The sequence below is a fragment of the Pseudoalteromonas aurantia 208 genome (assembly GCF_014858725.1).
GTDB classification, from domain to species: domain Bacteria; phylum Pseudomonadota; class Gammaproteobacteria; order Enterobacterales; family Alteromonadaceae; genus Pseudoalteromonas; species Pseudoalteromonas aurantia.
Genome location: NZ_AQGV01000012.1, coordinates 1,424,522 through 1,447,633, shown reverse-complemented (window position 1 = coordinate 1,447,633; position 23,112 = coordinate 1,424,522). Strand labels below are relative to the sequence as shown.

The window sequence follows — 23,112 nt, the reverse complement described above, 5'->3', positions numbered from 1 at the left end:
ATGAATATATTTCATTTTTGCATTTTGTTTTTTTGTCGTACGTTGTGTTTTTACCTATTTAAGGAATTCATATGACATTTAAAGGAAATGTATTTTTGTCACTGATATTAGTGGCATTAATGAGCCTTTCATCTACATCATTTGCTAGTACTCACTTTAATAAAAAAATATCAGAATATAATCAATACCAAGAGTTTAATTGGGGGCAGTGTCCAGCCCAGTTTAATACAACAGATAAACAAAATAAGTGCTCTTTTGCTGAAGTACCATTAGATTGGGCTGACCCTACAGGCAAAAAAATTGAAGTACTCGTTGCAAAATACCCGGCAAGAGGTGGAGTGAGTAAAGGCCAGCTATGGATGATAAGTGGAGGGCCTGGTGCCTCTGCTTCTATTGCTTTCCCACATGTAATTGAATATGACATGGCTGACATCGTTGAAGATCATGACGTTTATATAATAGAACATCGAGGAATAGGTTGGTCAACAGAGTTACAGTGTGACTGGCGTGATTATTTTAATCCTCAAGCATGTTTTGACGCCCAGCATGAAATCTGGGGTGATGGTCTATTTGAATTTAATACGACCAATGCTGCACGAGATTTAGAATATGTGATATCAAAGAGTCGGGCATTGAACTGGTTACCGAGTTATATTTACGGGGTATCTTACGGTACTATGCTTGTGCAGCGTTTTACACAAATAGCCCCCAATGGTGCACAAGGGATAATTTTAGATTCAGTGTTACCGACTACGAATTTTGGCGCTGACATGTATGAGGAAAATGCGGACAAGGTTTTTACACAACTCGCCGACTATTGTGACCTTGATGAATATTGCCGTAGCAAGTTTGTTTCACCAGTTAACCAGACAATTCGAGACACACTTTCAAAACATTTTGCTGGTCAACATTGTTCAGACGTGTCGATTGACCGTGAAAAGTTGCAGTTGTGGTCTATGGAGCAAATATCACGAAATGATAAACGGGCACTTTTACCATTTTATAGTCGTTTAGCTCGCTGTAACACAGATGATATCGTTGCGCTAAAGAAGGCTGTAACATTTTATAAGTTGGGGGGAAGCACTTTTATTTTACGTCAAGAAAATAATGTGCCTGATGAGTTTAAGGCAACTTTTTCTGGCCCTTTATATGACCTTATATCAATGAATGAGATAAACTTTGTAAAAAGAAGTGTAGACCAACGACGCTTATTTTGTGCGAATGCTGTTGTATGTTTCACCTTAGCAGATCATGCATTATCGGCCAAATACCAAAGTACATGGTCAGAGCGATATACAGGAGAATATATTTATAAACGCATGAGTCACTATATGCCACTTATAGCCTTCAATGGCACATTAGATCACGCCACACCTATATTTCACGCAAAGACGATTGAGTCATCTTTCACCAATATAAATCAACGGTTTATAGAAGTGCCTTATGCGCCACATGGCGTGGTGTTTAATACGGGGGTTAAAACGGCGGGCGAAGGTATTTGTGGTGTTGATATTATGGAGAGTTTTATGGAGAACCCTTGGACAAAACCGAATACGGATTGTTTAAATGATCTGACGGATCATACATTTAAGCTAGCTATAGAGCATAGCCAAGAAGTGTATGGGGAAGATGATGCATTTGGTTCATTTAAGTAACCTCAGTTCTGGATAAGCGAATTTGCCCAATAAAGCTATTTTTTCACTCTCGGCGTTGCTTTTATTTGTAATAGCCCGCTATTACTGCATAAAAGCGCTTTGATATTGAACAAAATATCATCATTGGATTGTACGTAAGTTTGTTTACAAAACATTTTCTATTCCAAAACCCTTATCCAAACCTGAGGTTAAGTAAGTTACTGACAACGCAGATACATTTATAACATGCGCCAGCAATGGATTGTATTATTTCCTCGATAACCAGAATCGTGATTTTAATAGGGTCTATGGCAGGCGTATGCTAAGCATCTAGGTAATACATATTTTTAGTACCACTAAAAAGATACCCCAGAGTCTAAATAATGCCCAATACCGAGTGTAAATATCCATAATCCCCATAAACTATGCTCAAGGACACATACTAGGAGTGAGCGACTGTGCGCGTATGTATAGGAAAATAGTAAACCCCCGCCAAATGAGAGCGCTATTGCAACCCAGTTATCATATACACAATGGGCTAACGCGAATACGCTGGCACTGAGGATAATGCGCGTGGTTTTATTTGGTAATATTCGTTTGTAACGGTGAAAAAAATAGCTGCGAAAAATAAGTTCTTGTGGTAATACCGACAGCAAAGGGTAAGCAATTAGGAGTATGAGCCACTGTGTGGTTGAATTGAGCGGGAAACTAAACCAATTACCTTGGTTTAATAATCCATACAGCATGGCTGAAAATAATGCACCGGCAAAAAAGCTGGTGAATATGCGTTTTTTCACAGTAGAGAACTGGCCTAAACTGGTTAAACGAAAACGTTTAAAATGTGGATCGGTGAGCAGTAAGAATGTACACACCGTCATAAGGATAATCAGAGCAGGGAACAACCAGTTTGAGAGATGATAGCGAAAAAAGTAAGCTAAAATGGGTAAACCAAAGAAAACAAGGAAGAGTTCACACCAACGATATTGACTTGCATTCAAAGACGCTTCTCACTTAGTTGTATAGTTTAAAAAAACTATAGCAGTAAAAAGCGCCTGCAATTATGACAATTTAACTTTGGTCTTCTGGTAAGTATTTGTATATTTTTGCCATGGTAATGAGTATGGCGACGAACGTGATCCCCATTAAACCAAATACTTTGAAATTGACCCAAAAGTCGAGCGAAAAATTGTACGCTATATATATATTGAGGCCTGCAATAAAAGCCAAAATAGCGACCCACATTAGGTTCAGTTGTTCACATATGTGCTTAGGTAACTCAATATTGAGCGGTGCATCGGTATCGCCTTTTTCATTGGCTGATTTCAGTACGCCAATAAGCGCCTTTTCTACGAGATTCTTTTTGAAAATATATCTAGAGATGATTAAGCTGACTGCCAGTACTGCGTATATGACCGTTGCCTTCCACTTTATGAATTGCTCATCTTGAAATAAAATAGTGAGGCCACCAAGAACCAAAGCGATAGCAAAGAATATCCAATGCCGAGTTGCTATTTTTCCATGCGCAAAATGATGGTAACCAAGTTGAATTGATGAAGTGACAATTAAAACACCCGTCGCCCAATAAATATCGACAAATTTATAGACCGCAAAAAACAAAATTAACGGAAGATACTCTAGCAATGCTGCCATTTATGTTTACCTTTTTGAATTCTCTACCATGGTTTTACCAAGAACTGGGCATAAGTTCAAGATTGACATTTATTACTTAAATCCTTAGCCTCAGCAACCCTTCAGTTAATGTGCTCTATACTGGCGCTTATGAATAAAGAAAAAGAGAATATATAATGAACAAATCGGAACTGATTGCAGCAATGGCACAACACAGCGATTTAACAAAAAAATCGTCACAAGTGGTGTTAAATTGTATTTTATCCAGCATTACTAAACGCCTTTCCGAAGGGGATCAGGTTCCATTATCTGGTTTTGGTACATTTGCACTGAGTTATCACCCCGCAAAGAGTGGTCGAAATCCACAAACGGGGGAGGAGATTATGATCGAAGGAGCGAATAAAGTGCAATTTAAGCCAGCCAAGGCATTAAAGTCTGCCTTAGCTGAATATTGATAGAAATGGTTATTTTTGGGTCGCAGCTTTCATTTTGCTAACAAAGGCTTTTAGCTCACTTAGCATAGTTGCTGGATCATCTAAATTGCGTTCGATAATTTTTACAACCGCTGAACCAGATATTGCTCCGGCAGCCCCAGAGTCTAAAGCGGCCTTAACATGTTCAGGGCTGGAAATACCAAACCCCAGTAGCGCTGGGGCAGCGTGGTACTCTTTGAGTTGTGTGACGATTGAATCTGCGGGCATTTGTACCGTTGATTCTGTACCAGTAACACCAGCTCGTGATAGCAGGTATGTATAGCCTCTGCCATAGCTTGCACATGTGCGTAATGTGTCATCGTTTGCATTTGGTGTCGCAATAAATATGGGGTCAATCTGCGTTTGCTGGGCTGCTTGGCGGAACATTTTTGATTCGTGAAGCGGTACATCAGCAACGAGAATAGAGTCTACGCCCGCAGCGTGTGCTTGCTGATAAAAAGCACTAATACCACGCGCAAAAATCAAATTAGAATACAAAAGTAAGCCAATAGGGATAGTTTGGTTATATTCTCTTACTTGTTTAATAATGTCGAAGCACGCCTCGGTGTTAACGTTTGCTTCAAGGGCACGAATATTAGCAGATTGTATTACAGGCCCGTCTGCGATTGGATCTGAAAATGGGATCCCGAGCTCTAAAGCATCTGCGCCTGCGTCAATTAAGCTTTTAATAATATCTAAGCTTAATGCCTTATTTGGATCACCTATGGTGACGAATGGAACAAACGCCCCTTGGTTCTGTGTCGCCAATTGGTCGAATGTTTTAGCATAGCGGCTCATTATAGTGCTCCTCGTTCATTCAGTACTTGGTGTACGTGGGCTAAGTCTTTGTCACCACGACCGCTGAGGTTTACCACGATAACCGTTTCTTCAGTTTGGTTTTCTGCATACTTCAATCCGTAAGCCAGTGCATGGCTAGATTCTAAAGCAGGGATGATCCCTTCATGTTTGGCAAGTGCTTGAAACGCGTCAAGTGCTTCAGTATCTGAAATTCCGACATATTGCGCTCGGCCGGTTTCATGTAAGAAAGCGTGTTGTGGGCCTACAGCCGGATAATCAAGCCCCGCAGAAACGGAATATGACTCTTCAATTTGACCATCGCTGTTTTGCATAATATAGGTATAAGCGCCGTGCAGTATACCTTTAGTCCCTTTACATAATGCAGCGCCATGCTCATCAGTTTCAAGCCCTTTTCCGGCTGGTTCAACCCCAATCAACTTAACACTTGGTTCATCAATAAAGTCACTAAACATACCTATCGCATTAGAGCCGCCGCCAACACAGGCAATGACAGCATCAGGCAAACGACCTTCATTTTCGAGTACTTGTTGTTTGGCCTCTTCACCGATCATTTTTTGAAACTCTCGTACGAGCGTTGGGAATGGGTGAGGGCCGGCAGCTGTACCTAACAGATAGTGTGCCGTTTGATAATTTGCAGACCAGTCACGCATCGCTTCATTTACTGCGTCTTTTAAGGTACCTGACCCAGCTGTGACAGGGATCACTTCAGCACCCATCAATTTCATTCTAAAGACGTTAGGTTGTTGCCTTTCAATATCTTTTGCGCCCATGTATACACGACACTTTAAATCAAGCAATGCGCATGCAAGCGCTGTAGCAACGCCGTGCTGTCCTGCACCTGTTTCAGCAATGACTTCTTTTTTCCCCATACGCTTGGTTAATAACGCTTGACCGAGCACTTGGTTCGTTTTATGCGCTCCACCATGTAATAGATCTTCGCGTTTTAAATATAATTTTACTTTTGGGTTTTTCACTAGGTTTCGCGTTAGGGTTAACGGCGTCGGGCGTCCTGCATATTCATTAAGAAGTTGCTGAAACTCTTGTAAAAAACCGGCATCTTGTTGTGCGTTATTAAACTCTTGCTCTAGCTGTTTAAGTGCTGGAACAAGTAACTCTGGGACATACATGCCACCAAAGTCACCAAAATAGGCTGCATTATTCATTTCCACCTCAGTAATTTCTAATGTTAGTAAAAGCGTCTTTCAGTTTGAACTGACACTTTTTGCCAGGGCTTAATTCCACCCCTGAATTTAAGTCTAAGCCTTGTGCTCCATAGTGTGCCGCGGTTTCAACATTCTCAGGTGTTAACCCACCGGCAAGCATAAAATTGCGCACTGGGTGGCTAGTTAATAGCTGCCAATCAAATGTCACCCCAGTCCCGCCAAAACCGTTGGCTGTTTTCGTGTCATATAGGTGTTTATCAACCCCGTCAAGAGGAGAGGGTAAGTTGCTTTCTATACCTTGCGCTTTCCAAATTTGACAAGTGATAGGTAAGTTATCACGTAAAGAACGAATATATTGCTCGTCTTCCGAACCATGTAGCTGTACAGCACTGAGTTTTAAGGTTAAAGCGTGCTCGGCAACGGTGTTTATATCAGCATCAACAAACACTCCGACATATCGAAGTGGGGCACTGTCAACTAATGCTTTAGCGCAGTCTAAGTCAACAAAACGGGGAGACTTAGAATAGAAAATGAGCCCTCCATACACGGCGCCGGCTTCATAGGCTGATACGACATCTTGGGTGCGTGTTAAGCCACAGACCTTGTTTTCACCTAAGATCAATTTGCGGCAGGCCTCGTCGAGGTTTTGTTCACTCATCAGTGAACTACCTACTAAAAAGCCATCACATAATGGTGCGAGTCTTTTCACGTCTTGGTGGGTATAAATTCCTGATTCTGAAATAACAACTTTATCATCAGGGATCAATGCTCTTAATCGTTCAGTCGTCGCTAAATCGGTACTTAAATCTCGTAAATCACGGTTGTTAATACCAATAATATTGGCTTGTAACTCGAGTGCTCTGATGACTTCGTCTTCGTTACTGACCTCTGTTAGTATCGCCATGTTTAAACTGTGAGCCACTTTAGCCAGTGTCTTATACTGTGCGTCGTCTAATACAGATAACATTAATAAGATGGCATCTCCACCATGTAGCCGTGCTAGGTAAACTTGATACTCATCAATAAAGAAGTCCTTGCAAATAAGCGGTTGGTTTACTTTTTCGCGAACGTAGGCAAGGTAATCGTAACTGCCTTGAAAGTACTTTTCATCGGTTAAAACGCTGATACAACTCGCGTGATTTTTATAGACAGATGTGATTTCGTCTAAATCAAATGTTTCACGTATCAACCCTTTAGATGGTGATGCCTTCTTACACTCGAGAATAAATTGCGTCCCTTTCTTGGCGAGTGCGGCACAGAAATCTCTTTTCGTGGGCTGCACTTTTTCAATAAAATCAGCTAGTGCACACTCCGCTTTGCGCGTGATTAATTCATTGCGTTTGTCAGCGACAATTTTTTCTAATACGTTAGCCATTGCTTACCTCTACAATTTCAGCAAGTTTTGAAGCGGCTGATCCAGATGTGAGTACGTCAAGCACTTGTTGAGTCGCATCTTTAAAGTTATCAGCTTTGTTATTCATGACTAATAGCGCTGCAACATTCACAGCAATTGCGGCGTTATGAGCTGTTGGTGCCTGACCGTTTAATATTGCGAGACTGGCTTTAGCATTATATTCAGGTGAGTCCCCAGCAATATCTGTAAGTGGAAAATGTGCTACCCCAAAGTCTTCTGGAGATAATGTGTATTGTGTAATGAGGCCATTATTCAGTTCTGTAACATCTGTTGTGCCATGCAGGGCAATTTCATCAGTACCACTGCCATGTACTATCATCGCTCGTTGGGTTCCTAAAGTCTTTAATGTTTCAGCCATAGGCTTACACAAAGCAGGGTCATAAACACCCAGTAATTGCGTTTGTGGCGCACCAGGGTTAGCCAGCGGGCCAAGAATATTAAAAATAGTGCGGGTTTTCAATGCGCCTCGTACTGGCATTGCGTGCTTCACCCCTTGATGATACTGAGGCGCGAATAAAAATGTAAAACCGGTACTGTGTAAGCATTTACTGGCTTGTGCCGGCGTCATTTCTAAATTAATACCTAAGGTTTTAAGTAGGTCAGCTGACCCTGATTTACTAGACACACTGCGGTTGCCATGCTTGATCATATTTATGCCACATGCGGCAGCAACAATGGCTGCGGTTGTGCTGACATTAATGGTATTAGACCCATCACCCCCAGTGCCGCAGCTATCAGAGCAATGTAAGCTTTGGTTATCAAATGCGAGTGCGTTACTGCGCATAGATTGTGCTGCACCTGCAATTTCATCTACTGTTTCACCTTTGAATTTTAAAGACACGAGTGCGGCAGTCAATTCGATGTCAGAGATATTGCCTAACATGATTTGATCAAACAGTGCACGCGCTTCTGAAAAGTTCAGAGAGTGTTGGTCGAGTAATTTTTTTAAACTATCCATGTTGGCTCCTAACGAGTGAGATAGTCGATGGTTTGCTTAAGCAATTTGGCACCATCAGGGGTTAAAATAGATTCAGGGTGAAATTGATATCCGATCACTCTATCTTCTGCATGATAAATAGCCATTGGAATATTTTCATACTGGGCAATAACTGTGAGTGTGTCAGGAACTGATGTTGCCATAAGTGAGTGATAACGCGCTACAGGGAATTGTGCGCCCAAATCTGCAAATACAGGGTGATCTTCTACCTGAATAATAGAAGACTTACCATGTACCGTTTCACCGGCGTGACCAATGGTGCCACCGTAGCTTTGCGTTAATGCTTGTTGGCCCAGACAAATGCCAAGCATTGGGAACTTACCTTTACACAATGCTATTAATTCTAATAAACAACCAGCGTGGGCTGGGTTACCAGGACCAGGAGATAGTACCAACATTACCGGCTGTGTTTCTTTATTCATTTCAGAGAATATTCTTTGTGCGCTGATATTATTTCGGTAAATGACCAGCTCGTTGCCTAACAAGGTTAGTTCATCGACCAAGTTGTAACTGAATGAATCGAAGTTGTCGAGGAAATAGACTTTAATATTACGCATGTGCATCTCCTTGATATGTTGATTGCACAGCTTTGATCACTGCTTGAGCTTTTGCGCGTGTTTCATCGGCTTCAGCTTGCGGAACAGAATCATAAACAACTCCTGCACCCGCTTGTACGTAAGCGATATTATTTTTAACAAATGCTGATCGTATCACTATACAACTATCCATAGTGCCGTCTCCAGTTAGGTAACCTACTGCTCCACCATAGCTTCCTCTTCTATGCTGTTCTGTTTGACGTACGAGTTCTGCTGCTTTTACTTTAGGTGCACCAACCAAAGTCCCCATGTTCATACATGCTTGATAGGCGTGTAATGCATCAAGGTCAGGCTTTAGCTGTCCAACGACACGAGAGACTAAGTGCATCACTTGAGAATAACGATCAACTTTTAACAGTTCTTTGGCATGACGAGTCCCCGCGACACTAATTCGAGCGACATCGTTTCGTGCCAAATCAACGAGCATTAGGTGTTCCGCGCGTTCTTTTTTATCATCTCGTAATTCGAGTTCTATGCGACTATCTAAGTCTGGGTTAATCGTACCATCGGCAAATTTACCGCGTTGCCTTGTACCTGCAATTGGGTATACTTCAACTTGGTTGCTATCTACACTGTACTTTAATGCTGACTCAGGTGACGCACCGAATAGAATAAAGTTTTGGTCACGCATATAAAACATATATGGGCTGGGATTTTGAATTTTAAGCTGTTGATATGCAGATAGTGGTTGTTCGCACGGCAATGAGAAAGTACGTGAAGGTACAACTTGAAAAATATCGCCGTCAATAATGTTCTGTTTGAGTTTACTGACTTGATCACAAAAAGTATTGTCGTCAATGTTTACTGCAACTTTAGACTCTCCTGAAATTAATGAAGGAGTATAGGGTATTGCTGCATCACATTGTGCATTTAATGTTTCTAGTTGTTTTCCGATCTCAAAGCAGTTTGCATGTACGTCAGGGCCATTAAAGACATTGCCAATCAGTTCGGTGGTTTTTTCTTGGTGATCAATAACAACCAATGTTTCGGCTAGGTAAAAAACGTAATCAGGGCAGGTGTTTTTATCGTTATCTACATCGGATAACTGTTCAAAATTAGCCACCATATCATAAGCAAAAACGCCGCCTAGAAACACAGAAAACGGCGTATCTGAGTTACTTTTTATTTCATTGATACAGGTTCTTAACGCACTAAATGCATTATCAGCTTTTAATTTACTATATTCGTCTAGCTGAACATCATTGCAGCGATACTCTAAGGTAAGTAATGGACCCTCCAATTGGGCGTTACAGTTCTGAACGTGAGCAGCCAAATGTGCCAATAATTGCTTACCATTATTTGATAACGCAGTGACTTGAACTTGCTTACCCTGGCATTCAATTCGTAATGCCGCATCAACGAGGATCAGGCTTTTTACATTGTCTTTTGAATCAATTTCAGCTGACTCTAAAAGTAGCGAGTTACTTTTATCTAGTGTTGCATATAACGACAGTGGGCTACTTATATAGTCGCGCCGTTGTCGTATACTGGTCACCTCACCAGGTGTTGTTGTTATATGACTAAAAATCAAACCTCATTCCCCTAAAACAAAAAACCCCGCTAGTAATTTACTGAGCGGGGCGATTAAATACTTATAACAATGCCGTCCCGCTATATTAAGCTCCACCACCAAGAATGTGTCATTGCATTGTTATTTAACATATATAATTCCAACTTTTAACAATTATTTAGATATAAAAAAACCCGCGTAAGATGCGGGTTTAAACTTTCGTTAGATACAACGAAACACCCGACTTTACGAGCGCCACCACCAATTTTTTGTTGTTGTTAAGTTAAGCATGTGGTTAATCATCATTATGTATCTTTAATGCACACAGTAAACCCTACTAGGCATAATACTGTCAAGGGCAAAACAGCGATAGTGACAGAAAAATATAAAAAATATACAAAGTTCGTAGCACTAAGCGGTGTTATACTTAGCTTCTAATAAAAAGCTACCAGATATAAAAGAGTTAGTTTGATTAAATATGATTTACACAGCCATACCACTTTTTCTGATGGACGTTTAACGGTTCCACAACTTTTAGAGCGCGCAACGGAAAAAGGCGTAGATGTATTGGCGATTACCGACCATGATACAACTGCAGCAATATTGCCAGCTCAGGCTTATATTGAGCAACATGCACTGCCATTAAAGCTCATCCCAGGTGTTGAAATTTCTACGCGGTGGGAAAGTTTTGAAATTCATATAGTGGGGCTTGCAGTTGATACAAGCTCAATGGACTTGATGACGTTACTGAACGAGCAACAATCTAAACGAGAAGAACGGGCGAAAGAGATTGGTTTTAGACTGGCGAAAAGAGGCTACGAAGGGGTTTATGAGCAAGCAAAACTCCTCGCTGGTGATGCTGAGATAACACGCGCTCATTTTGCGGCAGCATTGGTTGAAAGAGGTGTTGCAAATAACATTCAAGGTGTGTTTAAGAAGTTTTTAGCGCGCAATAAAACTGGGTATGTCCCAAGTACGTGGTGTGATATGGCAACAGCAATTAAGGCGATTAGAGCTGCTGGTGGCATAAGTGTTGTAGCCCACCCTGCTCGTTATCAAATGTCTAATAAATGGTTACGCAAATTGTTGCAGGAGTTTGCAGACGCAGGTGGTCAGGCTATGGAAGTGGCTCAACCACAACAAGCGCCAAGCGAGCGGCAGTTTTTGGGACTATTGAGTCGTGAATATGGGTTGCTTGCAAGCCAAGGTTCAGACTTTCATTATCCAATGCCTTGGCTAGAATTAGGGAAAAACCTATACTTACCAAAAGATTGCCAAGGTGTTTGGCAGTTTTGGGAAGAAAACGAGGAATGTTAGTATGAGCCAATTTTTTCATATTCATCCAGATAACCCCCAAGCTCGCCTAATAAAACAGGCCGTGGAGGTTATTCAGCAAGGTGGGGTTGTTGTATATCCGACTGATTCAGGGTACGCCATAGGCTGTAGTATTGGTAACAAGCAGGCAAAGGAGCGCATTGAGCGCCTTCGTGGCATTGAAAAACACCATAACTTTACTTTGATGTGCCGAGATTTATCTGAGCTTGCGACTTATGCGCGAGTGGATAATCAGATGTTCAGACTTATCAAAAATAATACGCCAGGCCCTTATACTTTTATTTTTAAAGGTACAAAAGAAGTTCCTAAGCGTTTGTTAAATGATAAGAAAAAGACGATAGGTATTAGGGTTACCGATCATCCAATTACTGCAGCTTTGTTAGAAGAGCTGGCTGAACCAATGATGTCGTGTTCATTAATTTTACCCGGCGAGCAGTTCACGGAGTCGGATCCAGATGAAATTCGATTGCGAATTGAAAAGCAAGTTGACTTGATAATTCATGGTGGCTACCTGATTGAACAAGCGACCACGGTGATTGATTTATCGGAAGATGAAATCGATATTTTACGCGTAGGGTGTGGTGATACCGCACCATTTTCTTGATACTCAATAATGACCGTTGTATCAGACACCCCCCAACCGTTTGCTTTTTTAAATGGGCAAGCGGTTATTGAAAAGCCAGAAGATTTATATATTCCGCCCGATGCATTAGAGATTATTCTTGAGACATTCGAAGGTCCGCTGGACTTACTATTATATTTAATCAAGCGGCATAAACTCGATATTTTAGAGTTACCGATTCTAAGTATCACGCAACAATATGTCGCTTATGTTGAGTTGATGACAGAGTTTCGTCTTGAGCTGGCTGGTGAATATTTAGTCATGGCAGCCTTGCTAGCCCAAATTAAATCGAGAATGTTGTTGCCTGTACACGAAGAGCTTGAGGAGGAAGAAGATCCTAGGGCTGAGTTGGTACGCAGGTTACAAGAGTATGAGCAATTTAAAGTTGCCGCAGAAAATTTAGACGAACTTCCCAGAGTTGAACGAGATATTTTTGTTGCGCATGCTCTATTTGATGACAGTGACGCGTCGATTTCAGAGCGCCCTGATATTGACGTAAAGGAATTGTTATTGGCATTAACTGAGGTCATGGCACGTGCACGAACTTTTGATCATCATCAAGTGAGTGCCGAGTCGCTTTCTACAAGAGAGCGAATGAGTGACATTTTACAGTATTTATCAGATCATGACGGTCCGTGTGCTTTTACTAATTTGTTTCGTATAGACGAGGGGCGAAGTGGGGTTGTTGTCACATTTATTGCAATTTTGGAGTTGATTAAGGAACAATTAATAGATTGTTTGCAAGTTTCACCTTCAAGTCAGATTTATTTAAGTTTACAACTACAAGAGTAGTCTTTCCTCTGTCATAATAGGGGATTGTGTTTTGCTTTTGGTGTAAAGAATGCGGCGTGTTAGTGATGAGCAGTTAGTAGAGCTAATAGAAGCTGCCATTTTTGTTTCAGATAAACCATTGTCAAAAAAGCGATTAAAAGAAACAGTATTGAAAGATATTGCAGCCTCAAATATGAGAATTGATGAGGCTATTAACTCTATTTCAGAGCATTATCAAGTTCGCGGTATTCAACTTGTAGCAGTTGGCAGCGGGTATCGCTTTCAAGCGTGTAAAAGGTTGACACCTTGGTTGAGTCATTTGTGGCAAGAAAAAGCACCAAAATACTCACGTGCAACCTTAGAAACATTGGCGTTAATTGCGTATAGACAGCCGATTACACGTGGTGAAATAGAGCAAGTACGAGGCGTTTCAGTGAGCTCAAATATAATGAAGAGCTTGCAGGAACGGGAATGGATTAAAGTTGTGGGCTATAAAGAAGTGCCGGGTAAGCCTGCACTATACGCAACGACCAACCAATTTTTAGATTATTTTTCGTTGTCTGGTTTAAGTATGTTGCCTGATTTACCTGAGCAGCATGACGTTAAAATTGACCAGATATTAAGCGATCCTTCTGTGAGAGAATCATCCGAATGAGTGAGAAGTTACAAAAAGTATTAGCCCGAGCTGGTGTGGGTTCGCGCCGTGAAATGGAAAAGTACATCGACGCAAACCGCGTCAGTGTAGATGGCAAGGTTGCAAAGCTAGGTGACCGAGTTGAAGAGGATGCATTGATCCGTGTCGATGGCCACATTGTTAAAATAGAGCAAGAAGTAGATCGTATTTGTCGTGTGGTTATGTATCATAAGCCGGAAGGCGAGTTGTGTACCCGAAAAGATCCTGAAGGGCGCCGTACTGTATTTGATAGGCTCCCTCGCATAGATGGTGAACGATGGATTGCGATCGGGCGTTTGGATATTAACACGTCAGGGTTATTGTTGTTTACGAACGATGGTGAATTAGCAAATCGGTTAATGCACCCCAAATATGAAGTAGAAAGAGAATACTCTGCACGCGTTTTTGGTGAAGTCACGAATGAAACATTACGTACATTAACGAAAGGCGTAGAGCTAGAAGATGGCCATGCAAAATTCCTTAATATTAAGCCAATGGGTGGCGAAGGAATAAATAAGTGGTTTAATGTTATGTTGACCGAAGGTCGAAATCGCGAAGTACGACGTTTATGGCAATCTCAAGATGTTGAGGTATCGCGTTTGATCCGCATCCGGTACGGAAAACTAGAGCTAAATAAACGATTACCGCAAGGTGGCTGGGAAGAGCTTGAGCTGGCGGATGTAAATTACTTGAGAAAGTCAGTTCGTTTGCCTAACGAAACGCAAACGAAGTTGTCTGTTATGCCTGAAAAACGCAAAGATAAGCGAGCGAAAATCAATCAAATTCGTAAGGCCGTTAAAAAACATAATCAACGGGCTCAAAAGCCAAAACGTCGTCAATCGTAAGTCGAGATGGTTCGAGATGATAAAAAAGCCGCTAATTAAGCGGCTTTTTTCATCATTGACTTGTACATCGAATCAATATTGAACTTATACTACTTTGGTTGAGCATCAATTGATTGACCATTTACAGTGGCTGAATCTTCACTCATTAAGTAGAGGTAAGTAGGCATTAAATCTTCAGCTGTTTTCAATGTGTCTTTGTCTTCTCCGGGAAAAGCAGAAGCACGCATGCTGGTTCGAGTTGCGCCTGGGTTAATGCAATTGATGCGGATATTGGTTTTACCGACTTCAGCAGCCCAAGTTTGCATCATGCCTTCAGTGGCAAATTTAGAAATCGCATAAGGTCCCCAAAATTCACGACCTTGACGTCCAACCCCAGAAGAAGTGAATACAACAGATGCAGAAGCAGATTTTCTCAGTAATGGGAACATGTATTTAGTGATCATAGCTTGCGCAGTGACGTTTACTTTCATAATATTTTCAAAAGTAGATACGCAAAAATGCTCAAGGGGCCCAAGTGAACCTAAAATAGAGGCATTATTGAGTAGTCCATCTAATTGTCCAAATTGCTGCTCAATCGTAGCAGCAAGATCCCGGTAGTTTTGTTTTGTTGCGCCACGCATATCTAAAGGTACAATAGCTGGCTTAGGATAGCCAAGATTGACTATCTCATCGTAAACACATTCGAGTTTTTGTGTTGTTTTGCCCAGTAGGATTACAGTAGCGCCGTGTTTTGCGTAAGTAATAGCAGCTACGCGGCCAATACCGTCGCCTGCGCCAGTAATAAGTATGGTTTTATTTTCTAAGGCATTTGCCGCAGCTTGATAGTTGTGCATCGTGGACCCCAAATTAGAACTTTTGGACATTTTATCATAGCAATCACTCAAGTTATCGAATTTATTGTAAATATAAGTGGCGAAAGGCTACACTTTGCGTTAACTTTAACTGGTCTAATGTCTTATTAAAAGTACGATTACAAAAATTTAACTAATTACAGCAAAATAATAATAAGATTCTGTCGGAGCCTAAAAAATGAAAAAAATGCTACTCTCACTCGCAGTCACTTCAGTCCTAGCTGGCTGTGGTGGTGGTGAAACATTAGAAGATGTCAAAAATGAAACAACCCCAGTACTTCCTTCTGTTTCAATTAAGTTCGATCCCTCAAATGGGGTTATATCTATACCAAATGATTTATTATTGAGTGGCACCAAAGATGGCACACTCAATTTACCCGGTGAGCTGGATGCAGAAGGCAACCCTGCAATCACACGTGCACACTACGCAAACCCATCATTGGCTTTAGGGGCCTTGGATGGTTGGTCTTCACAAATGCCTTATATCATTGATTTAAATATGGCCGCTGGTATGAGTGTGAATGGAGACTCAGTAAAGACCCCTGGCTCAGTCCGTATTTTCGAAGTGATAATGGGGGCCAGTTCAGCCGACAGTGAGTGTGAAACTAAACCCGTAGGGACTGCATGTAAGTCTATTGCTGAGTTAAGTAATGGGCTGACGGGGGATTTTATCGCTCAGCTAACCAGCTCTGGTGATGGAATTGCGATTCAACCGTTAAAACCTTTTAAACCCGGTTCAACTTATATTACGGTATTAACATCTGGTATCGAAATGGCGGATGGTCGGCCAGTGAAAGCGTCATCGACCTATACATTAGCTAGGCAATCAGCACCACTTGTAACACCAGCTCAGCTTGCGTTACAAGGAGCGATTAATAGTTATGAAGCGGCGGTGACCAGCGGGAGCTTTGATGACGCATTGGGTGCACTAAGCAAAGAAGACATTATTTATTCTGCTGCTGCGACTATTCAGTCGGTCGGCCCAGCAATGAGTGCGGTTAAAGGCTTATTAGCAGCGAGCTTAGCGTCGGGCTCGAACCCGAAGTTAGCAGTACCCGAACAGCCCGTAATTACAGTAAGAGATGTGCTGGTTATGGGTGGTCAAGATGCAGCAGCTGTTGCACCATTTCAAGCCATTCAATACATGAAAGGCAGTATTCAGTTGCCTATGTACTCAGGTATGCCACAAGCCACAGGTGTAGAGAGTTTAGCTGATACATATTGGCAAGCCAGATGTGATAATGGTGCAGTGGTTGCCGGTTATAAAGCGGCTATTGGAGGTACGTTGCCTGCGCCTGAAGCTGGCACTAATGATGCGGCTTGTGCAGCATTATCGGGTGGTTTACTAAGGGACTTTGGACTAGACACAGTCCGTCACGTCACAAAGTTTAACAGTATTCCTAAGCAGCAATGGCTAGCTAATGTGCCGGTGCAAATTACTAAACCAATTCCGCAACTACTCGGTATTGAGCAACCAGCAACAGGGTGGCCAGTTGTTATTTTACAACATGGTATTACCACCAATAAAGAGACCATGTTAGGTTTAACTTTAGCATTAAGTGCGCAAGGTTTTGCCACAGTTGCTATTGACCACCCAATGCACGGTGAACGTGGTATTGATGTTGATAACGATGGCGCTGACGATTTTAATGCCACGACAGGGTCAATCCTGTCATACATGAATTTAACATCATTGTTAGTGGCACGTGATAACTTACGTCAATCAACAGCTGACTTACTTGCACTGCGTTTAGGACTTAATTTTGGTGCCCCAGCGATTGGTTTAAACCCAACAGATGTGAGTTTTGTCGGTCACTCGTTGGGTTCTATTGTTGCGCCAAGCTTTATTGCGCATACAAATTCGCCTTTGAATGAACAAGTAGATGGGTTGTTTAAAATTCAAAGTGCGGCACTTGCCAGTGGTGGTAGCGGGATTGCTAGTTTCTTAATTGCATCAGAACAATTTGGTTCATTTGTACAAGGCTCAGTGTTGAGCGCAGCGGGTAACGTTGCCTCTAAAGCATTCTTGGCATTCTTAGCCAGCGATGGCGTAGCTGGTTGTACCGCGGAAAACATAGTTCCATGTGGTTATGCTGCGTATATTAAACACTTAACTGAAACCGGTGACACGGCATCATTAGCCGCGATCAATGGGATTATTCAGCAGTTTGCGGTTGCAGCTCAATCTGCATTAGATAGTGCCGACCCATTAAATTATGCAGGCCTTGTGCAAGCGGTGAACACACCAGTGTATATGAATGTTGTGACGGGCGGTGTTGATGGTAATAAACCGGATACTGTTATTCCACCGACAACGTCGAATCCACTGTCTGGCTCAACACCGTTGGCACGCTTTATGGGATTACAAACCGTTACAGAAGCTGGACCTCAACCAGCAGGAAACTATGTGGTTAATTTCAGCCAAGGTCATCATGGGTCAATTATCACCACTGCATTCAGTGAAGGAGCAGGTGGAACAGCGCAAGGTCATGCGATGGCTACAGTTGAAATGCAAACTCAGCTTGTGTCGTATTTAAAATCGAAAGGGTTATTTTTACAAGTAACTAATCCTGCAGTTATTGCTAATTAATTACAATTAGTTCACTATGAAAAGCCGCTAAATTTAGCGGCTTTTTTTATTGGCAAAGTTTATAGGAGTTCGAGTTGGCATTTTTATTTGAGTATGGCTTATTTTTAGCTAAGGCAGTCACCATTGTTGCTGCAATAGGGGTTATATTAGTTATGATTATTGGTGCAAGCCAAAAGCCAAAAGGGAAAGCTGGAGAAATCGAGCTAAAAGACCTATCAAAACAAATTGATGAAACACGAAACCAATTTATTGAGCAAACATTGGATAAAAAAGCGCTGAAGGCACATAAAAAAGCCATTAAAAAGCAAGATGAGGTTTCGCCGCAAGGAAAGGTCTTTGTGGTCGATTTTAATGGCAGTATGGATGCCCATGAAGTAGAGAGTTTACGTGAAGAAGTCAGTGCAATATTAACAATCGCAGATAAAGAAAAAGATCAGGTGTTAGTGAATTTAGAAAGTGGTGGTGGAGTGGTGCATGGTTATGGCCTTGCAGCATCACAACTGATCCGCGTGAAAGATTATGGCTTACCTCTGACGGTATGTATTGATAAGGTTGCGGCAAGCGGTGGTTATATGATGGCCTGCGTAGCAGATAAAATATTTGCAGCACCTTTTGCGATTGTTGGTTCGATAGGGGTTATTGCCCAAGTTCCTAATTTTAGTAAAATCTTAAAAAAGAATGATGTAGATTTTGAGCAAATAACAGCTGGAGAATATAAACGTACTTTAACTATGTTTGGTGAAAACACCGATAAAGGTCGTGAAAAGTTTAAGGAAGAAATAGAACATACTCATGGGTTATTTAAGGCATTCGTTGCAGAGCATAGATCTACATTAGATATTTCAGCGGTTGCTACCGGAGAGCATTGGTTTGCAACTCATGCTCAATCGTTTAACTTAGTTGACGAGATAAAAACCAGTGATGATGTGCTGCTGTCATTCAATGAAAATTATCAATTATTTAAAGTGGGCTATAAAATTAAAAAGCCGTTGGCTGAAAAAATAGGCCTTAATTTAAGTGTGATGATTGAAAGGCTAGGCATTTCATTATGGTCAAAAAGCAACAAAATGCGACTGTAACACCACTGTTTGGTTAAACTTATACGTGTATGAAGCAATGACAACTTCATACACGTACTGTAACGAAATAATATCTACAGTATATAGCTACTCATGATCTTATATACGTCGTTAATATTATCACCGGCTTTAAATTCTTTTGTGAGTGGCTCTACGTCAGAGCCTACCCAAATCTTGAGTTCTGAGTCCATGTCAAAATGACCGGCGCTTTCTTTGCTAAACTTGGTTATTTTACTGTATGGAATAGAGAGTATTTCCACTTTTGAGCCAGTTACACCTTGTTTATCAATAAGTAATAGACGCTTGTTGGTAAAAACAAACATATCTCGTATTACTTGGTAAGCTTTTTCAATTTCTTCTGACTCAATTAATGTGTCTGCGAGTAGCTCATCAAGTTTGTCGTTATCTACTTCACTGGCATTGCCGAGTAATCCGCTTAATAATCCCATGACTAATCCTTCTGAAAAAGTTGGTTTTCAAGAGTATGCCCATTAACTAATTGGCGATACTGCCAGCTTAATTTGTGACAGTATTTAAGCAAGTGTATATCAAATTGTTCAAAGTTGGCTTGATACTCAATAATATATTCTTTGTTTTGGCTCTGGGAAACGTGTAAAACACCATTAAGTTGCTTCAATTGTTCAATGGCATTACGGGGACTATCAATAAGCGTTAATGTAACGTATTGGCTACTGCCTGTACTGGTATCACGGTCATGCGTGGTAAGTTGTCCCTGATTTAAATATAGAACGTGATCACATAGCTTTTCTAGTTCTGCAAGATCATGAGAGCTTAATATAAAGGTAATATCTTCACTCAATGAGGCAATGACGTGACGTATCTCACGTGCATTTAACGGATCGAGCCCAGCGGTTGCTTCATCTAGCAGGACTATTTTTGGTTCACCTATAAGCGCTTGTGCGATACAAACACGTTTTTTCATGCCATGAGACAGCTCACTAATTTTAGCGTGGTGATTATCTGCTAAACCAACCAGCTCTAGCACTCTGCTGGCTTCGTTAGTGGCATTAGCTAGACTTAAGCCCTGTAGTCGAGCATAAAAGCTGAGCTGTTTTTGTAATGAGAACCGAGGATCTAAGGTGGCATCCTGAGGGAGGGCACTGAGTGTACCAAACAGTGAGGGGTTACCCAGCGGTTTCCCCATAATGCTTACTGACCCTGAACTTGGTCGAAGATACCCACATAATATACTGAATAGGGTTGTTTTACCTGCGCCATTGGGCCCAACCAATGCAACCGTTTGCCCTTGCTTTACCTCAAAACTGACATCATTTAGTGCGTATTTATCACCAAAGTGTTTGGATAGGTTATTAACCTGAATTAAAGAGTTCATAGTGAGCGCCTTCTAAATGTAAATGCACTAAGTGCTAACAAACCAGCGCTCTGTCCTATAGGTAATAGCCAGTTGACCATAGATGTTGAGGTTTGTGGAGCGATATCCAACAATTGCACGCCAGGGAAAGCGTATAATAACCCTGAAATAATAGGCAGGTAGTAACTTAGGTATCCAATGAGTGCATTCGCTAAGGTGAATAACAAAATGGCTAACACAACAGTTAAGCGTGAAGAACTGGATATAAGGTTGAGTAGCGACATGAGCGCGATAAACGGCATAACAACAATAACAAGCTGAAGAATTAACTGTAGGCTAAGTGCGAGCCCCGAACCAAATAGGCTCATATCTCGATAAATCATTACGAGAAATGTGGCCAATACGGTGAGCGAGATAAGGATCGCGATAATGAGTAATTGCCCAAGAAAACGGCCCAATAAGATTTCGTCACGCGTACAGCGTAAGCTGATAAAGCGGAGTGTCCCTCTTAACCTGTCTCCGACAGTTTGGTCTGAACAGACGAAAATGCAAAAGCCGGGAAAGCTATATAATGCAATTAACCAAAATACTGCCAATTCAGCTTGAGGCCAACTCACGAGCTTTTGTAGCCCGATGTTACCAGCAAGTTCTTGTGCAACCTCAGAAAATTCAGGGCTACTGATAAATGGCACAGCTTGTGCGATTAAATAGTTCAGGATCATAAACCAAACCATGGCAAACGCACTGAGTGCAAGTAGGCCACGCTTGGTAGCAAAGAGGCGTGTTAGCTCAAATTGAGCAAGTTGCCACACTCTAAATAGCGACATAATTTCTCCTTTTTTTGAACAGTACCCTGTTGTGTACTGAATTTAAAGCAGAAAACTGTTTCAGAGTGTGGCAATTGTGACAAATTAATTCACAGTACTTAAATTACCACCCGCATTGACGGTCTTTATTTTGTTCATCTAAGTAAGTTTGTAGTGGTGCAAAGTAATCAAGCATCGCGGTTGCATCCATTTGTTTGCTGCCAGTAACACTTTCTAATGCTTCCTGCCAAGGACGGCTACTGCCCATTTCTAACATGGTGTTTAAACGCTTACCTGCTTCTTTTGAGTTGTAAACAGAGCAACGGTGAATTGACTCTTTGTTTCCGGCAATTTCACACAATGAGCGATGAAATTCAAACTGCAAAATATGGGCTAAAAAATAACGAGTGTAAGGTACATTACCTGGTACGTGATATTTGGCACCTGGATCAAAGTGGGTTTCGTTACGTGCGATAGGTGCTTGTACACCTTGGTATTTCTTACGGAGATCCCACCAAGCTTGGTTGTATTGCTCAGGTGAGATTTCTCCTGAAAATACCTGCCAGCGCCATTGATCAACCAATAAACTAAATGGAATAAATGCGACTTTGTCGAGTGCCATTTTCATCAATAAGCCAATGTCTTTTGATTCGTCAGGAACCTGTTCTAATAATCCAATCTCTTTCAAATAGCCAGGCGTAACGGATAAAGCAATGGTATCGCCAATCGCTTCATGAAAACCGTCATTTGCACTTTCTTGATAGTAATAAGGTAGGGTGTTGTAGGCACGTTGATAAAAATTATGACCTAGTTCATGGTGAATAACTGAAAACTCTTCGCCAGTGCGTTGAATACACATTTTGATACGTAAATCATCTTTGTTATCTAAATTCCAAGCTGAAGCGTGGCATTGTACGTCACGATCTTTTGGCTTGGTAAATAACGAGCGAGTCCAAAATGTGTCTGGCAACTTTTCAAAACCCATCGAGGTAAAGAAGGTTTCTGCACCTTGTACCATTTTTAATTCATCATAATTATGCTTGGCAAGTAATTTAGTTACATCGTAGCCGGGATCTGCATTTTCTGGTGCAACAACATCGTAAATATTACCCCATGTTTGCGCCCACATATTGCCTAACAAGTGCGCAGGAATTGGTTGGTTTTGAGGGACTTTGTCTTCGCCGTACTTTTCACCAAGTTTTGCACGAACATGGCAGTGTAATGCATTATATAAAGGCTTAACTTGGCCCCAGATACGATCTAATTCAGTGGCAAAGTCGTCGGCAGGCATATCATATTTGCTGCGCCACATAGCGCCGGTATCAGCGTAACCTAGTTGATTAGCACCTTCATTTGTTAGGGTTATTTGTTGCGCATATAAAGGGCGCATAGGTTGTGAAACTTGTCGCCATCCTTGCCATAAATCGAGTAACTCTTCATAGTTTCGACTTGAAGCCATTTTTGACGTCATGTCACCTAAACTTAAACACTCGTCTGGCGTTTTACAATAGGCGCCTTTTGCATACAGGCCATCTAACTCGGCTTTAAGTGCGGCAAGCTTTCTTGACTTTTCTGGGTCTTGAGGCGCAGGCAGCGTAAGATTTAATTTTAATTTATTCATTTTTCGACGATTATCGTCACTGAGCTTTACGTTATCAAACTGGGCTGCATCACTGGCTAACTTCACTATGATATCGGTTTGCTCTCTGTTCACATCAGCGGCAAGGCTGGCTGTATCTTCAGTGACAAAGTTTGCGTATATCCATTCTGCGCGGCCAGAGCGTTCAGACAAATCAACTAAGGTTTTTTCTGATTGAGCTAGAAATAGCTCAGCATCTTGCTCTGTTACTTGTTTGTTTTTAGGTGCTGTATTGTTACAAGCTGTCAGGGCTAATGTGCTTGCGACAATCAATGCCCCAAAGCTAAGTTTAAATTGTGGTTTCATGAAATTATCACTTGTTGTTGTAAAAGC

Annotated in this window: 22 protein-coding genes; 9 read left to right on the top strand and 13 right to left on the bottom strand. The window is 41.5% G+C overall.

From position 1 onward, the window contains the following. The first annotated feature begins 71 nt into the window (after positions 1 to 71). Positions 72 to 1,655: an alpha/beta fold hydrolase gene (locus PAUR_RS10050; RefSeq protein WP_192507625.1), complete on the top strand. Its 1,584-nt coding sequence runs from the start codon at positions 72 to 74 to the stop codon at positions 1,653 to 1,655. 335 nt (positions 1,656 to 1,990) lie between these two features. On the opposite strand, the gene PAUR_RS10045 is transcribed toward PAUR_RS10050, so the two are convergent. Next, complete coding sequence (locus tag PAUR_RS10045) at positions 1,991 to 2,632, bottom strand: CPBP family intramembrane glutamic endopeptidase (protein WP_192507624.1); 642 nt, start codon at positions 2,630 to 2,632, stop codon at positions 1,991 to 1,993. A 70-nt stretch (positions 2,633 to 2,702) separates the two neighbouring features. Beyond that, entirely contained in the window at positions 2,703 to 3,284 is a 582-nt protein-coding gene (locus PAUR_RS10040; RefSeq protein ID WP_192507623.1) for an inner membrane-spanning protein YciB, read from the bottom strand. Between the two features lie 155 nt (positions 3,285 to 3,439). Between PAUR_RS10040 and PAUR_RS10035 the strand changes: the two genes are divergently transcribed. Continuing rightward, positions 3,440 to 3,718 (top strand): HU family DNA-binding protein, encoded by a 279-nt coding sequence (locus PAUR_RS10035; RefSeq protein WP_192507622.1) that lies wholly within the window; start codon positions 3,440 to 3,442, stop codon positions 3,716 to 3,718. A gap of 9 nt (positions 3,719 to 3,727) precedes the next feature. Here the strand turns inward: PAUR_RS10035 and trpA are convergent, their stop codons facing one another. The 6 genes from trpA to PAUR_RS10005 are packed head-to-tail and all read right to left on the bottom strand — an operon-like array spanning position 3,728 to position 10,256. After that, on the bottom strand, positions 3,728 to 4,534 hold the full coding sequence (trpA, locus tag PAUR_RS10030) for a tryptophan synthase subunit alpha (RefSeq protein ID WP_192507621.1): 807 nt from the start codon (positions 4,532 to 4,534) through the stop codon (positions 3,728 to 3,730). Further along, entirely contained in the window at positions 4,534 to 5,718 is a 1,185-nt protein-coding gene (gene trpB, locus PAUR_RS10025; RefSeq protein WP_192507620.1) for a tryptophan synthase subunit beta, read from the bottom strand. The genes trpA and trpB overlap by 1 nt, the downstream gene beginning before the upstream one ends. Before the next feature lie 7 nt (positions 5,719 to 5,725). Further along, on the bottom strand, positions 5,726 to 7,093 hold the full coding sequence (trpCF, locus tag PAUR_RS10020; RefSeq protein ID WP_192507619.1) for a bifunctional indole-3-glycerol-phosphate synthase TrpC/phosphoribosylanthranilate isomerase TrpF: 1,368 nt from the start codon (positions 7,091 to 7,093) through the stop codon (positions 5,726 to 5,728). Next, positions 7,086 to 8,090 (bottom strand): anthranilate phosphoribosyltransferase, encoded by a 1,005-nt coding sequence (gene trpD / locus PAUR_RS10015; RefSeq protein ID WP_192507618.1) that lies wholly within the window; start codon positions 8,088 to 8,090, stop codon positions 7,086 to 7,088. Before trpD ends, trpCF begins: the two co-directional genes overlap by 8 nt. 8 nt (positions 8,091 to 8,098) lie before the next feature. After that, positions 8,099 to 8,686, bottom strand: a complete 588-nt coding sequence (locus PAUR_RS10010) for an aminodeoxychorismate/anthranilate synthase component II (RefSeq protein WP_404821682.1) — start codon at positions 8,684 to 8,686, stop codon at positions 8,099 to 8,101. Beyond that, positions 8,679 to 10,256, bottom strand: coding sequence for an anthranilate synthase component 1 (locus PAUR_RS10005; protein WP_192507616.1), 1,578 nt, complete (start codon positions 10,254 to 10,256; stop codon positions 8,679 to 8,681). Before PAUR_RS10005 ends, PAUR_RS10010 begins: the two co-directional genes overlap by 8 nt. Positions 10,257 to 10,703: 447 nt before the next feature. Between PAUR_RS10005 and rnm the strand changes: the two genes are divergently transcribed. The 5 genes from rnm to rluB are packed head-to-tail and all read left to right on the top strand — an operon-like array spanning position 10,704 to position 14,481. Beyond that, positions 10,704 to 11,552 (top strand): RNase RNM, encoded by an 849-nt coding sequence (gene rnm, locus PAUR_RS10000; protein ID WP_192507615.1) that lies wholly within the window; start codon positions 10,704 to 10,706, stop codon positions 11,550 to 11,552. A gap of 1 nt (position 11,553) precedes the next feature. After that, complete coding sequence (locus tag PAUR_RS09995) at positions 11,554 to 12,174, top strand: L-threonylcarbamoyladenylate synthase (RefSeq protein ID WP_192507614.1); 621 nt, start codon at positions 11,554 to 11,556, stop codon at positions 12,172 to 12,174. A gap of 9 nt (positions 12,175 to 12,183) precedes the next feature. Then, entirely contained in the window at positions 12,184 to 12,984 is an 801-nt protein-coding gene (locus PAUR_RS09990; RefSeq protein WP_192507613.1) for a segregation and condensation protein A, read from the top strand. 49 nt (positions 12,985 to 13,033) lie between these two features. Next, complete coding sequence (gene scpB, locus PAUR_RS09985) at positions 13,034 to 13,618, top strand: SMC-Scp complex subunit ScpB (RefSeq protein ID WP_192507612.1); 585 nt, start codon at positions 13,034 to 13,036, stop codon at positions 13,616 to 13,618. Continuing rightward, positions 13,615 to 14,481: a 23S rRNA pseudouridine(2605) synthase RluB gene (gene rluB, locus PAUR_RS09980; protein WP_192507611.1), complete on the top strand. Its 867-nt coding sequence runs from the start codon at positions 13,615 to 13,617 to the stop codon at positions 14,479 to 14,481. Before scpB ends, rluB begins: the two co-directional genes overlap by 4 nt. 89 nt (positions 14,482 to 14,570) lie before the next feature. On the opposite strand, the gene PAUR_RS09975 is transcribed toward rluB, so the two are convergent. Further along, a complete protein-coding gene (locus PAUR_RS09975; RefSeq protein WP_192507610.1) occupies positions 14,571 to 15,314 on the bottom strand; it encodes a YciK family oxidoreductase in 744 nt (247 codons plus the stop codon). A 196-nt stretch (positions 15,315 to 15,510) separates the two neighbouring features. On the opposite strand from PAUR_RS09975, the gene PAUR_RS09970 reads away from it, so the two are divergent. Both PAUR_RS09970 and sohB read left to right on the top strand, forming a co-directional pair. Next, positions 15,511 to 17,922 carry a VolA/Pla-1 family phospholipase gene (locus tag PAUR_RS09970; RefSeq protein ID WP_192507609.1) on the top strand — a complete coding sequence of 804 codons (2,412 nt, stop codon included), beginning with the start codon at positions 15,511 to 15,513 and terminating at the stop codon, positions 17,920 to 17,922. A 74-nt stretch (positions 17,923 to 17,996) separates the two neighbouring features. Next, positions 17,997 to 19,001 carry a protease SohB gene (sohB, locus tag PAUR_RS09965; RefSeq protein WP_192507608.1) on the top strand — a complete coding sequence of 335 codons (1,005 nt, stop codon included), beginning with the start codon at positions 17,997 to 17,999 and terminating at the stop codon, positions 18,999 to 19,001. Between the two features lie 74 nt (positions 19,002 to 19,075). On the opposite strand, the gene PAUR_RS09960 is transcribed toward sohB, so the two are convergent. From PAUR_RS09960 to PAUR_RS09945, 4 genes are all read right to left on the bottom strand, one after another. Then, a complete protein-coding gene (locus PAUR_RS09960) occupies positions 19,076 to 19,450 on the bottom strand; it encodes a PH domain-containing protein (protein WP_192507607.1) in 375 nt (124 codons plus the stop codon). Positions 19,451 to 19,452: 2 nt separating this feature from the next. After that, entirely contained in the window at positions 19,453 to 20,355 is a 903-nt protein-coding gene (locus PAUR_RS09955) for an ABC transporter ATP-binding protein (protein WP_192507606.1), read from the bottom strand. Next, a complete protein-coding gene (locus PAUR_RS09950; protein ID WP_192507605.1) occupies positions 20,352 to 21,161 on the bottom strand; it encodes a hypothetical protein in 810 nt (269 codons plus the stop codon). Before PAUR_RS09950 ends, PAUR_RS09955 begins: the two co-directional genes overlap by 4 nt. A 103-nt stretch (positions 21,162 to 21,264) precedes the next feature. Then, positions 21,265 to 23,085, bottom strand: a complete 1,821-nt coding sequence (locus PAUR_RS09945) for a M2 family metallopeptidase (RefSeq protein WP_192507604.1) — start codon at positions 23,083 to 23,085, stop codon at positions 21,265 to 21,267. Between the last annotated feature and the right edge of the window lie 27 nt (positions 23,086 to 23,112).

Excerpts from the sequence above, each read along its gene's own strand:
- PAUR_RS10050 (WP_192507625.1), top strand. The coding sequence starts at position 72 with ATGACATTTAAAGGAAATGTATTTTTGTCACTGATATTAGTGGCATTA.
- PAUR_RS10040 (WP_192507623.1), bottom strand. The coding sequence starts at position 3,284 with ATGGCAGCATTGCTAGAGTATCTTCCGTTAATTTTGTTTTTTGCGGTC.
- PAUR_RS10035 (WP_192507622.1), top strand. The coding sequence starts at position 3,440 with ATGAACAAATCGGAACTGATTGCAGCAATGGCACAACACAGCGATTTA.
- trpA (WP_192507621.1), bottom strand. The coding sequence starts at position 4,534 with ATGAGCCGCTATGCTAAAACATTCGACCAATTGGCGACACAGAACCAA.
- trpB (WP_192507620.1), bottom strand. The coding sequence starts at position 5,718 with ATGAATAATGCAGCCTATTTTGGTGACTTTGGTGGCATGTATGTCCCA.
- trpCF (WP_192507619.1), bottom strand. The coding sequence starts at position 7,093 with ATGGCTAACGTATTAGAAAAAATTGTCGCTGACAAACGCAATGAATTA.
- trpD (WP_192507618.1), bottom strand. The coding sequence starts at position 8,090 with ATGGATAGTTTAAAAAAATTACTCGACCAACACTCTCTGAACTTTTCA.
- PAUR_RS10010 (WP_404821682.1), bottom strand. The coding sequence starts at position 8,686 with ATGCGTAATATTAAAGTCTATTTCCTCGACAACTTCGATTCATTCAGT.
- PAUR_RS09995 (WP_192507614.1), top strand. The coding sequence starts at position 11,554 with ATGAGCCAATTTTTTCATATTCATCCAGATAACCCCCAAGCTCGCCTA.
- PAUR_RS09990 (WP_192507613.1), top strand. The coding sequence starts at position 12,184 with ATGACCGTTGTATCAGACACCCCCCAACCGTTTGCTTTTTTAAATGGG.
- scpB (WP_192507612.1), top strand. The coding sequence starts at position 13,034 with ATGCGGCGTGTTAGTGATGAGCAGTTAGTAGAGCTAATAGAAGCTGCC.
- rluB (WP_192507611.1), top strand. The coding sequence starts at position 13,615 with ATGAGTGAGAAGTTACAAAAAGTATTAGCCCGAGCTGGTGTGGGTTCG.
- PAUR_RS09975 (WP_192507610.1), bottom strand. The coding sequence starts at position 15,314 with ATGCACAACTATCAAGCTGCGGCAAATGCCTTAGAAAATAAAACCATA.
- PAUR_RS09970 (WP_192507609.1), top strand. The coding sequence starts at position 15,511 with ATGAAAAAAATGCTACTCTCACTCGCAGTCACTTCAGTCCTAGCTGGC.
- PAUR_RS09960 (WP_192507607.1), bottom strand. The coding sequence starts at position 19,450 with ATGGGATTATTAAGCGGATTACTCGGCAATGCCAGTGAAGTAGATAAC.
- PAUR_RS09955 (WP_192507606.1), bottom strand. The coding sequence starts at position 20,355 with ATGAACTCTTTAATTCAGGTTAATAACCTATCCAAACACTTTGGTGAT.
- PAUR_RS09950 (WP_192507605.1), bottom strand. The coding sequence starts at position 21,161 with ATGTCGCTATTTAGAGTGTGGCAACTTGCTCAATTTGAGCTAACACGC.
- PAUR_RS09945 (WP_192507604.1), bottom strand. The coding sequence starts at position 23,085 with ATGAAACCACAATTTAAACTTAGCTTTGGGGCATTGATTGTCGCAAGC.